The following is a 10,935-nucleotide window of genomic DNA, read 5'->3' as shown; positions in this document are numbered from 1 at the left end:
ATCGGGCCGGAGCCAGATCTCGTACCCTTAGAGAACAGAAAGCAGCGCCGGGTTGCCCTGGCCCTTGCTTCACTCTCTCTCGGGAAGTCCTGCGGGGCTGGCCGTTCGTCTCGGCGCCCCGTCGGTGAGCGGTCGTTTAAGGGTAGCCGGCTCGCCTGTCAACTCGGCCGGACCCGGAAGGATCCGATCGGGGCGACGGGGGAGGGCAGGGGCTGCCCGGACCCCGCGGCCGGTGTGTACCCTAGATGGGTATATAGGCCCGGCGTTCAAGCCCGAGCGGCACGATCCTATCGCGGCAGCGAGGCCGCGAAGGCCCGCACGTCCTCGGCCAGGAGATCCGGCTGCTCTAGCGCCGCGAAGTGGCCGCCGCGCGGCATCTCGGTCCAGCGGCGGAGATCCGAGAACATCGTGGCTTCCGCCAATGAGCGGGGCGGGCGGACCATCTCCTTCGGGAAGGCGGCGTAGGCGGTCGGCACCGTCACCTTCTCCCCATCCGGGACCGGCCAGGGCCGGTGCATGCGCGAGTAATAAGGGTGGAACGACGAACCGATGGCGCCGGTGAACCAGTAGAGCGAGATGTTGGCGAGCATCCGGTCGCGGGGGATCGCGGTCTCGATCGCGCCGTCGCAGTCAGACCAGGACCGGAATTTCTCCGCGATCCAGGCGGCGAGGCCGGCGGGGGAGTCGGTGAGCGCGAAGGCCAGGGTCTGGGGCTTGGTACCCTGGATCCACTGGTAGCCGGTCTCCTCCTTGAGCCAGGTGCCGACGCGCGCGTAATGCGCCGCTTCCTCGGGCGTGGCGTCGCGGCCGGAGAGGTCGCGGCGCACCGGCAGCATGTTGAGGTGCAGGCCCTCGACCCGCTGCGGGTGGCGCCAGGCGAGCCGCGTGGTAATGAAAGCGCCCCAGTCGCCGCCCTGCGTCATGAAGCGCTCGTAGCCGAGCCGCGTCATCAACTCCGAAAAATGGTCGGCGATCTCCTCGACGCCGAGGCGCGGCTGGCCGGGGCGGAAGGACAAGCCGTAGCCGGGCAGCGACGGCGCCACCACCGTGAAGGCGTCCTCTGGCCGGCCACCGAAGCGGGCCGGGTCGGTCAGGCGCGGGATCAGGTCGAGGAACTCGAACACCGAGCCGGGCCAGCCGTGGCAGAGGAGGAGCGGACGGGGATTCGGCCCCCGCCCCGGCACGTGCAGGTAATGCATGTCGATGTCGCCGACCTTTTGCCTGGCCTGCGGGAAGGCGTTGAGCGCGGCTTCCTCGGCGCGCCAGTCGAACCGGTCGCGCCAATAGGCGACGAGGTCGGCGAGGTAGGTGACGTCCGTGCCGTAGGTCCAGGGCGCCTCCGGCGCCTGATCGGGCAGGCGGGTGCGGGCGAGGCGCTCGCGCAGGTCGGCGAGCGCGGCGTCCGGCACGTGGTAGGTGAACGGCTCTCCGGTCATCGGCGGTTCCTCCCATTCTTACGTCGGCATTCTTGCGTCGGACCGGATGTCGCGGCCCGCGGCGCTATGCTACGCGCCCCCGCAAAGGTTCCGCGCTGCCGGCGGATCTCAAGGGGAGGAGCGGAGAAATGGCGCAGTATCGCATCGCCACGATCGAGGGCGACGGCATCGGCCCCGAGGTGACGCAAGCGGCGATGGCGGTGCTGGCGGAGGCCTGCGGAACCGACACCCTCGCCTTCGAGATGCTGGAGGGCGGTGCCGGGCATTACCGGAAGAGCGGCGAGGTCCTGCCGGAGGATACTTTCGCGGGCTGCCGCGACTCCGACGCGATCCTGCACGGGGCCGCCGGCCTGCCGGGCGTGGTCTATCCGGACGGGACGGAGGTCGGCAACGATCTCCACCTGCGCCTGCGCTTCCGCCTCGATCTCTACGCCAACGTGCGCCCGATCAAGCTCCTGCCCGGCGTGCTCTCGCCGTTGCGGGCCTTCGAGAACGGGGGCATCGACTACGTCATCGTGCGCGAGAACACCGAGGGGCTCTATGCCAGCCGCGGCGCCGGGGTGGTCCTGCGCGACGAGATCGCCACGGACAGCCTCGTGGTGACGCGCAAGGGGACCGAGCGGGTGGCGCGATTCGCCTTCGATCTGGCGGCGAAGCGCAACGGCGCGAAGCGGGACGGGCAGCGCCGGGTCACGGTCTGCGACAAGGCCAACATCCTGCGGGCCTACGCCTTCTTCCGCCGGATCTGCGACGAGGTGCACGGCGACTATCCGGACATCGCCATCGACTACGCCTATGCCGACGCGATCACCGTGCACATGCTCAAGCGGCCGGATTTCTACGACGTGATCGTGGCCGAGAACATGTTCGGCGACATCATCTCGGATCTCGGCGCCGCCACAGTCGGCGGCATGGGCATCTCGCCCTCGGGCGAGATCGGCGATCGTCACGCCCTGTTCCAGGGCGCCCACGGCTCGGCGCCGGACATCGCCGGGCAGAACGTCGCGAGCCCGATCGCCACCATCCTGTCGGGGGTGATGATGCTGCGCTGGCTCTCCGACCGGAAGGGCGACGCGGGCCTCGCGGCGGCCGCGGACCGGATCGAGGCGGCGGTCGGGACCGTGCTCGCCGAGGGCCGAGCCGTGCCGCAGGACCTCGGCGGCAGCGCGACCTGCACCGAGGTGACCGAGGCTGTGCGCCGGGCGCTCGCCTGATTTTTCTTGATCGTTGGGAGAGGGACATCATGACCAAGCAGACTATCGGCATCGTCGGCGTCGGGCTGATGGGGCACGGCATTGCCCTCAACGTGGCGCGCAAGGGCTGGCCGCTGGGCTACCTCGACCATTCGGGCAACCAGCCGACGGACGACCTCGATGCCCTGGGTGCGACGCGCCACGCCGACCGGGCCTCGCTGGCGCGGGCGAGCGAGGTGGTGATCCTGTGCGTCACCGGCACGCCGCAGGTCGAGGACGTGCTCCTCGGCGACGACGGGCTCCTCTCCGCCCTGAAGCCCGGCACCGTGGTGATCGATTGCTCGACCGCGGTCCCGGCCTCGACGGCGCGGGTCGCCGCTGCGGTGCGCGAGGCCGGCGGTCGCTTCCTCGACGCGCCGATGACCCGCACGCCGAAGGAGGCGGCGGAAGGCCGGCTCAACCTCCTGGTCGGGGCCGAGCCTGACCTGTTCTCGGCGATGCAGCCGCTGCTCTCGGCCTTCGCGGAAAACATCTTCCATGCCGGGTCTGAGGCCGGGGCCGGCCACACCCTGAAGCTCCTGCACAATTACGTGTCGCTCGGGTCTGTCACGCTGATCGCCGAGGCCGCCGCCAGCGCCGGCCGGGCCGGCATCGCCCCCGAGGTGCTGGTCGACGTGCTGCGCAAGGGCGGCGGTCACGGCGCGGCCCTCGACCGGCTGTCGCCCTACCTGCTCGAAGGCGATTCCTCGCCGATGCGGTTCTCGATCGCCAATGCCCGCAAGGACCTGAGCTACTACGTGGCGATGGCAGAGACCTTGGGCGCCGCGCACGCCGTCGCCGACGGGGTGCTGGCCGATCTCGACGGCCTGGTCGAGGCGGGGCACGGGAACGACCACCTGCCGCTGGTGGTCAAGCACCTCGCCGCGAAGAGCTGACGACCCATCTTGCCCGGGAGGGGAGGGCGGGTATCGTCGCGAGGCCCAAAGGAGTTTTCCAAGGGAGCTTCTCGCGATGCCCGACCTCTCCGCCTTTCCGATCACCGCCCGCTGGCCGGCCCGGCATCCGGACCGGATCCAGCTCTACTCCTTCCCGACCCCGAACGGCGTGAAGGTGTCGATCGCCCTGGAGGAGCTCGGTCTCCCCTACGAGGCGCACACCGTCGCCATCGGCAAGAACGAGACCTGGACGCCCGAATTCCTGTCGCTCAACCCCAACGGCAAGATCCCGGCGATCCTCGATCCGGACGGGCCGGGGGGCAAGCCGCTGGCTTTGTTCGAATCGGGCGCGATCCTGATGTACCTCGCCGAGAAGACCGGGCGGCTGATCCCGGCCGATCTGGCCGGGCGCTACGAGACCGCGCAGTGGCTCTTCTTCCAGATGGCGGCGGTCGGGCCGATATTCGGCCAGCTCGGCTACTTCCACAAGTTCGCCGGCCGCGAGATCGAGGACAAGCGGCCGCTCAACCGCTACCGCGACGAGTCGAAGCGGCTGCTCGGGGTGCTGGAGACCCGGCTCTCCGGCCGCGACTGGGTCATGGGCGCCGATTACACCATCGCCGACATCGCGATGCTCGGCTGGGTGCGCAACCTGATCGGCTTCTACGAGGCGCGGGAGCTGGTGGAGTACGATGCGCTCACGCACGTCCCGGCCTGGCTGGAGCGAGGGCTGGCCCGGCCCGCGGTGCAGCGGGGCCTGGAGATTCCGCCGCGGGGGTAAGGTTTGGGTTTGGGGCCCATTCGGCGCGCCCGACGGTCCTGAAACCCTCCGGGTCATCCCGGGGCCGCGCAGCGGAGCCCGGGATCCAGACGCTCAGGCGGGAAAAGAATAAGGTGGCACGCTGTCCGCCTCTTCCTGAACGACCTGAGGTTCTGGATTCCGGGCTCCGCTGCGCGGCCCCGGAATGACTGAGAGGGTGTCAGTTCGCTGAAGTAAACAAATTGACGCATCAGGGGCGCCGGAGGGATTTTTAACCCCCCCCCGACGACCGGATCCTCAATCCAGATCCAGCATCAGGCGCAGGTTCTGCACCGCGGCACCCGACGCACCCTTGCCGAGATTGTCGAGGCGGGCGACCAGCACCGCGTGGCGGTGGCTGTCGGAGCCGAACACCCGGAGTTCGAGCCGGTCGGTGTCGTTCAGCGCCTCGGGCTCGATGCGCTCGCGATGCGCGCCTTCCTCGGCTCCGGTCACGACCGTGACGAGCTTGGCACCGGCGTAGCGGGCGACGAGGGCGGCCTCGAGGTCGCCCGGGCTAGGCTTCCCGGGTAGCAGGTCGAGATGGAGCGGGATCGATACCAGCATGCCCTGACGGAAGTTGCCCACCGACGGCACGAAGATCGGGCGGCGGGTCAGGCCGCTGTACGTCTGGGTCTCGGGCAGGTGCTTGTGGCCGAAGCCCAGGCCGTAGAGCTGGAAGGCCGGGGCCTCGCCGGCCTCGTAAGATTCGATCATCTTGCGGCCGCCGCCGCTATAGCCCGACACCGCGTTGATACTGATCGGGAAATCGGCCGGGATCAGGCCGGCATCGATCAGCGGACGCAGGAGCGCGATGCCGCCGGTCGGGTAGCAGCCCGGATTCGAGACGCGGCGCGAGGCCCGGATGGCGGCCTCCTGCTCCGGCGCCAGCTCCGCGAAACCGTAGGTCCAGGCCGGGTCGACCCGGTAGGCGGTGCTGGCATCGAGAAGCCGCGGGCCGCCGCCGGGCAGCGAATCGGCGAGCGCCGCCGTCTCGCGGGAGGCCTCGTCGGGCAGGCAGAGGATGACGAGGTCGACCTCGGACAGGAGCTTGCGCTTCGCTTCCGGGTCCTTGCGGCTCTCATGCGGGATCGACCGGACGGTGATGTCGGTGAAGGCGTCCAGGCGCTCGCGGATGCCGAGACCGGTCGTGCCGGCCTCGCCGTCGATGAAGACGCTCGGGCTGTGCTTGCGGGTCATGGGCGAGAGGCTCCGTGGCGCGGACCGGTCGATGCCGGGCGACGCGCGCGTTGTTGGGGGCGGTGGACCGTCGAGTCAATCGCCAATGACGGTCCGCGGGCCGTGAGCGTGCCACGGCGTGTGCGACGGTCTCGTGTCGCATGAGCCGTCCACAACGGGACCGCGCCCCAGAGGAACCCGGGCCGCGCGCCCCGGTTGTGCTGCCAGATCGACGGCAGACGAGAACAGGAGCCCACCATGGCCGGCACCGCCAAGAAGACCGACCCGAAGCTCTGGGAGAAGGTCAAGAAGGACGTCACCCGCTCCGCGAAGGGCGGCAAGCCCGGCCAGTGGTCGGCCCGCAAGGCCCAGATGGCGGTGCAGGAATACAAGGAGGAGGGCGGCGGCTACGAGGGCAAGAAGTCGTCCGACAACCACCTCAAGCAATGGACCGAGGAGGAGTGGGGCACCAAGTCCGGCGAAAAGAGCGGCGAGACCGGCGAGCGCTACCTGCCGAAGAAGGCCCGCGAAAAACTCTCCGACGACGAGTACAAGCGCTCGACGGCCAAGAAGCGCGCCGACAGCGCCAAGGGCCGGCAGCACTCGAAGCAGCCGAAGGACGTGGCGAAGAAGGCGGCCGCGGCGCGCAAGGCTTCGCACAGCAAGACCGGGAGCCGGGACGGCGGACCGACCAAGGCCGAGCTGATGCAGAAGGCGCGGGCGAAGAACATCCCGGGCCGCTCGACGATGTCGAAGGGTGAGCTGGAGCGGGCGCTGAACGCCTGAGCGTGTCACGAAGAAAGGGCGGGCCCTCGCGGGCCCGCCCTCTGCATGTCGCAATGACCGAAAGGTCGCCTTAGCGCTTCGAGAACTGGAAGCTGCGACGGGCCTTCTTGCGGCCGTACTTCTTGCGCTCGACCACGCGGGGATCGCGGGTCAGGAAGCCTTCGCGCTTCAGCGGGGAGCGCAGCTCGGGCTCGAAGTAGGTCAGGGCCTTGGACAGGCCGTGGCGCACCGCGCCGGCCTGGCCGGAGAGGCCGCCGCCGGCGACCGTGACGACGATGTCGTACTGGTCGACGCGGTCCACGATCTGGAGCGGCTGCTGCAGGATCATGCGCAGCACCGGGCGGGCGAAGTAGGTGTCGACCGGGCGGTCGTTCACCGTGATCTTGCCGGCGCCGGGCTTGATCCAGACGCGGGCGATCGCGTCCTTGCGCTTGCCGGTGGCATAGGCGCGGCCGAGGGAGTCCAGCTTCTGGACGTGGACCGGGGCCTCGTTCTCGCCCTGCGACGAGTTCTGGGCCTTGCTGGCCTGGCCGAGGTCGGCGAGGGACTGAAGGGTCGCCATCTTACGCGCTCACGTTCTTGCGGTTGAGAGCGGCGACGTCGAGCGTCTCCGGCTGCTGGGCGGTGTGGGGATGCTCGTTGCCCTTATAGACCCGGAGGTTGCCCAGGATCTGCCGGAACAGCGGGCCGCGCGGCAGCATGCGCTCCACGGCCTTCTCGACGACGCGCTCGGGGAAGCGGCCCTCGAGAATGAACTTGGCCGAGCGCTCCTTGATGCCGCCCGGGTAACCAGTGTGGTGGTAGTACACCTTCTGATTATACTTGCGGCCGGTGAACTTCACCTTCTCCGCATTGATGACGATGACGTTATCGCCGCAATCGACGTGGGGCGTGTACTGGGGCTTGTGCTTGCCCCGCAGACGCATCGCGATGACCGACGCCAGGCGGCCGACCACGAGGCCCTCCGCGTCGATGATCACCCACTTCTTGTCGACGTCGGCGGGCTTCAGCGAAAAGGTCTTCATCGCGGATAGGTCCCGGAAGTCTTGGACGAAAAACAGGACGCCGCCGCGGTCGGAAACGAGCGCGCAGCGGCGATGGCCGGCTCAGTAATCGAGGATCGCGCCGGCGTCAAGCGATGCGAAAATTCCAGGGAGGCAAAAAGCCGAGATTTTTGAGCAGGTTCAACGATACGGTATCATGATACCGCTAAATGCTGGTCCGATTCAGCGCGGCGGCAGCGCGTAGGTGCCGGTGGCGTGACAGACGAGATCGTCCGCACCGGCACTGCGAATCAGCACCTCGCCGACGGCGAGCGAGCGCCCGAGCTTGAGCAGGCGGGCCTCCGCCAGGAGGTCTCCTTTCGCCGGCTTGCGCATGAAGTTGAACGACAGGTTGGTGGTGACGGCGAGCGCCACCGGGCCGATCTGGGCCAGGATCGCGACGTAGAGCGCGACATCCGCGAGCCCCATCATGGCGGGGCCCGACAGGGTGCCGCCGGGCCGCAGGTGGCGCTCATGATAGGGCAGGCGCATCGTGGCGGTGAGGGGCCCAACGCTCTCGACCACCGGGCCAGGGCCTCCGTGATGGATCTGCGGAAAGACCTCGTTGAGGAAGGCCGCGACCGCGTCGCGGTCCATCATCAGAGAAGGCATGCGTGGGGCGTGTCCGTTCGGTGTCATGCACGATCTTGCAGCACGGCGCCCGGCACCGGACAATAGCCCATCCGTTTCGCCCGCACCCGAGACCGCATGTCCGAGACCCTGATCCTCCGCGCCGACCGCGACGGCGTCGCGACCCTGACCCTCAACCGGCCGCGGGCCCGCAACGCCCTGTCGCACGCGATGCTGAGCGCCCTCTCCGAGGAGTTCGCCCGGCTCGCCGCGGACGAGAGCGTACGCGCCGTGGTGCTGGCCGCGGAAGGACCCGCCTTCTGCGCCGGCCACGACCTCAAGGAGATGACCGCCTACCGGGCGGAAGCCGACCGCGGCGCAGCGCGCTTCAAGGAGCTGTTCGATCTCTGCTCGTCGGTGATGATGGCGATCCCCGCTTTGCCGCAGCCGGTGATCGCCGCCATCGAGGGGATCGCCACGGCCGCCGGCTGCCAGCTCGTCGCCTCCTGCGACCTCGCGGTCGCCGGCGAGGAGGCGCGCTTCGCCACGCCCGGCGTGCAGATCGGCCTGTTCTGCTCGACCCCGATGGTGGCCCTGTCGCGCAACCTGTCGCGCAAGGCCGCGATGGCGATGCTGCTCACCGCCGAGATGGCGGAGGCGGAGGAGGCGAGGGCGCTCGGCCTCGTCAACCGGGTGGTGCCGGCCGGCACGGCGCTCGCCGCCGCGCAGGAACTGGCCGGCGGCATCGCGGCGCGCAGCGCCTACACGGTGCGGGTCGGCAAGCGCGCCTTCTACGAGCAGCTGGAGATGCCGCTGGCGGAGGCCTACGCCCATGCCGGCCGGGTGATGACCGAGAACATGCTCGCCCGCGCGGCGGAGGACGGCATCGCGGCCTTCCTCGACAAGAAAGCGGCCCGATGAATCACGATCGCTACGACGACGAGGCTTTGAGGAAAATCCTGCAGCGGGTGCGCAGCATCGCGCTCGTCGGCGCCTCCGCCAACCCGGCCCGGCCGAGCTGGATCGTCACCAAGTACCTGCTGGAGCGCGGCTACCAAGTGATCCCAGTCAATCCGGGCTTCGCCGGGGGCGAGATCCTCGGCCGGCCGGTGGTGGCGCGCCTTGCCGACCTCGCCCAGCCCGTCGACATGGTCGAGATCTTCCGGAATTCCGAGGCCGCCGGTCCCCTCGTCGACGAGGCGCTCGCCCTCGACCCGCTGCCGCAGGTGATCTGGATGCAGCTCGGCGTGCGCAACGACGCGGGCGCGGCCCGGGCCGAGGCGCGGGGCGTCACCGTGGTGATGAACCGCTGCCCGAAGATCGAGTACGGCCGCCTCTCGGGCGAGATCGGCTGGACGGGGGTGAATTCCCGCATCCTCAGCGCCAAGCGGCCGAAGCTCGCCGCCAAGGGGTTTCAGAAGCTGACGATCGAGGAAAGGTGAGGTCGGCTTACGCTGGCTTCGCCGCCAGCAGGTCGCGCAGGGTGGTGATGGTCGAGGCATCGGCCACCCCGTCGACCCGGGCGGGGCGGAAGTGGCGCTGGAACGCCGTGACCACGTCCTTCGTCCGGGCGTCGAAGGTGCCGCTCACCGGCACGTCGTAGCCGTAGAGCGCGAACATCGATTGCAGCGCCTCGATCGGCTGGCCGGCATCGCCCTCGGAGAAGAAGCGCCCGTCGCGGATCGGGGCCGGCGGCACCCAGTGGCCGATCCCGTCGCGGTGAAGCCGCTCCCAGGGAAAGCTCTCGCCCGGGTCGATCTTGCGCTCGGGCGCGATGTCGGAATGGCCGAGCACCCGGTCGGCGCGGATCGGCCAGCGCCCGAGGAGGTCGCGGCAGAGCGCCGTGACCGATGCCATCTGCGCCGCCGGATAGGGCGCGATGGTGCCGTCCGCGGCGTGGCCCGGATGCGCGATCTCGATGCCGATCGAGCGCGAGTTCATGTCCCGCACCCCCTCCCAGGCCGACACGCCGGCCTGCCAGGCGCGCCGCGCCTCCGGCACCATCTGCACGACCCGGCCCTCCTCGAAGACGAGGTAATGCGCCGAGACCTTGGAGAGCGGGTTGCACAGCCGCAACAGCGCCTCGGAGGCGGTCGCCATGCCGGTATAGTGCAGGATCAGGGCGTCGACGGGCAGGGTCCTCTCGTCGTGGTTGGGGGAGGGCACCACCTGGGTGGCGACCGGGCTGTCGGGGGTGAGGCTCATGGGGGGATAAAGCCCTGTGTCAGCTCAGGTGCCGCTCGGCGGCGATGCGGTCGTAGGCGGCGTTGATGGCGGCGAGCCGCCGCGTCGCGATGGCGACCGCGGCCGGCGGCAGGCCGCGGGCGATCGCCCGGTCGGGATGGTTCTCAGAGACGAGCGCCCGGTAGCGCGCCTTCAGCTCGGCATCGGTGAGGGTGCGGGCGGCGCCCAGCACCTCGTAGGGATCGTCGGCGAGCCGCAGGTGCCGGGCGGTGACGGCGGCGAAGCGCGCCTCGTCGAAGCCGAAGATTGCCGCCACCTCGGCGAGGTAGCGCGCCTCGCTCTCGTGGACCGCGCCGTCCGCCTTGGCGATGTGAAAGAGGCCGTCGAGCACGTCCTCGAGCAGGGCCGGGTCATCGTGAAAGGTGTCGGCGACCTGGCGGGCATAGCCCTCGAAGCCGCTGGTGGTGCGCTTGGCGAGATCGAACAGGCGCTCGATCCCGGCGCGCTCGTCCTCGGGGACCTGCACGATGTCGGCGAAGGCCGCGACCTCGGAGGGCGTCACCACCCCGTCCGACTTCGCCATCTTGGCGGCGAGCGCGACGAGCCCGGTGGTGAACACCACCTCCCGCGGGGTCGGCCCGAACAGCGAGCCCTCGCGGTCGAGGAGGAAATGGCCTGCCACCGCGCCGATCAGCGCGCCGAGCGGACCGCCGGCGGCGAGCCCGATGCCCGCCCCGCCGAGCTTGCCCCACACGCCCTGGCTCACGCGCGCCTCCCGGTCCCGGTCGGGCGGGGGAGGGGGGCTTCGGG

Annotated in this window: 13 protein-coding genes; 6 read left to right on the top strand and 7 right to left on the bottom strand. The window is 69.9% G+C overall.

The window, feature by feature from the left end:
- Window positions 1-287: 287 nt before the first annotated feature.
- Window positions 288-1,436, bottom strand: coding sequence for an epoxide hydrolase family protein (locus ABZT49_RS17110; protein WP_355287389.1), 1,149 nt, complete (start codon window positions 1,434-1,436; stop codon window positions 288-290).
- Between the two features lie 128 nt (window positions 1,437-1,564).
- Here ABZT49_RS17110 and ABZT49_RS17105 point away from each other — a divergent pair, with 128 nt between their 5' ends.
- From ABZT49_RS17105 to ABZT49_RS17095, 3 genes are all read left to right on the top strand, one after another.
- Complete coding sequence (locus ABZT49_RS17105; protein WP_355287387.1) at window positions 1,565-2,650, top strand: isocitrate/isopropylmalate dehydrogenase family protein; 1,086 nt, start codon at window positions 1,565-1,567, stop codon at window positions 2,648-2,650.
- Window positions 2,651-2,679: 29 nt separating this feature from the next.
- Window positions 2,680-3,564 carry an NAD(P)-dependent oxidoreductase gene (locus tag ABZT49_RS17100; RefSeq protein WP_355287385.1) on the top strand — a complete coding sequence of 295 codons (885 nt, stop codon included), beginning with the start codon at window positions 2,680-2,682 and terminating at the stop codon, window positions 3,562-3,564.
- Between the two features lie 76 nt (window positions 3,565-3,640).
- Entirely contained in the window at window positions 3,641-4,345 is a 705-nt protein-coding gene (locus ABZT49_RS17095; protein ID WP_355287384.1) for a glutathione S-transferase N-terminal domain-containing protein, read from the top strand.
- Window positions 4,346-4,621: 276 nt separating this feature from the next.
- On the opposite strand, the gene argC is transcribed toward ABZT49_RS17095, so the two are convergent.
- Window positions 4,622-5,563, bottom strand: a complete 942-nt coding sequence (gene argC / locus ABZT49_RS17090; RefSeq protein ID WP_355287382.1) for an N-acetyl-gamma-glutamyl-phosphate reductase — start codon at window positions 5,561-5,563, stop codon at window positions 4,622-4,624.
- A gap of 237 nt (window positions 5,564-5,800) precedes the next feature.
- Between argC and ABZT49_RS17085 the strand changes: the two genes are divergently transcribed.
- A complete protein-coding gene (locus ABZT49_RS17085) occupies window positions 5,801-6,328 on the top strand; it encodes a DUF5872 domain-containing protein (RefSeq protein WP_355287380.1) in 528 nt (175 codons plus the stop codon).
- A gap of 70 nt (window positions 6,329-6,398) precedes the next feature.
- On the opposite strand, the gene rpsI is transcribed toward ABZT49_RS17085, so the two are convergent.
- The 3 genes from rpsI to ABZT49_RS17070 form a co-directional block, all read right to left on the bottom strand.
- Complete coding sequence (gene rpsI, locus ABZT49_RS17080) at window positions 6,399-6,890, bottom strand: 30S ribosomal protein S9 (RefSeq protein WP_093570597.1); 492 nt, start codon at window positions 6,888-6,890, stop codon at window positions 6,399-6,401.
- A 1-nt stretch (window position 6,891) separates the two neighbouring features.
- Window positions 6,892-7,353 carry a 50S ribosomal protein L13 gene (gene rplM, locus ABZT49_RS17075; protein WP_093570598.1) on the bottom strand — a complete coding sequence of 154 codons (462 nt, stop codon included), beginning with the start codon at window positions 7,351-7,353 and terminating at the stop codon, window positions 6,892-6,894.
- A 201-nt stretch (window positions 7,354-7,554) separates the two neighbouring features.
- Window positions 7,555-7,983 carry a PaaI family thioesterase gene (locus ABZT49_RS17070; protein WP_355287377.1) on the bottom strand — a complete coding sequence of 143 codons (429 nt, stop codon included), beginning with the start codon at window positions 7,981-7,983 and terminating at the stop codon, window positions 7,555-7,557.
- A gap of 96 nt (window positions 7,984-8,079) precedes the next feature.
- On the opposite strand from ABZT49_RS17070, the gene ABZT49_RS17065 reads away from it, so the two are divergent.
- A complete protein-coding gene (locus ABZT49_RS17065) occupies window positions 8,080-8,862 on the top strand; it encodes an enoyl-CoA hydratase (protein WP_355287375.1) in 783 nt (260 codons plus the stop codon).
- Window positions 8,859-9,383, top strand: coding sequence for a CoA-binding protein (locus ABZT49_RS17060; protein WP_355287373.1), 525 nt, complete (start codon window positions 8,859-8,861; stop codon window positions 9,381-9,383). Before ABZT49_RS17065 ends, ABZT49_RS17060 begins: the two co-directional genes overlap by 4 nt.
- A gap of 7 nt (window positions 9,384-9,390) precedes the next feature.
- Here the strand turns inward: ABZT49_RS17060 and ABZT49_RS17055 are convergent, their stop codons facing one another.
- Window positions 9,391-10,146 (bottom strand): N-acetylmuramoyl-L-alanine amidase, encoded by a 756-nt coding sequence (locus ABZT49_RS17055; RefSeq protein ID WP_355287371.1) that lies wholly within the window; start codon window positions 10,144-10,146, stop codon window positions 9,391-9,393.
- Between the two features lie 19 nt (window positions 10,147-10,165).
- Window positions 10,166-10,891, bottom strand: a complete 726-nt coding sequence (locus ABZT49_RS17050) for a DnaJ family molecular chaperone (protein ID WP_355287370.1) — start codon at window positions 10,889-10,891, stop codon at window positions 10,166-10,168.
- Window positions 10,892-10,935 lie beyond the last annotated feature (44 nt).

The sequence above is a fragment of the Methylobacterium sp. EM32 genome (assembly GCF_040593685.1).
In the GTDB taxonomy this organism is placed as follows: domain Bacteria; phylum Pseudomonadota; class Alphaproteobacteria; order Rhizobiales; family Beijerinckiaceae; genus Methylobacterium.
The sequence above is the reverse complement of the archived record's forward strand: the minus strand, read 5'-3'. Positions and strand labels throughout refer to the sequence as shown.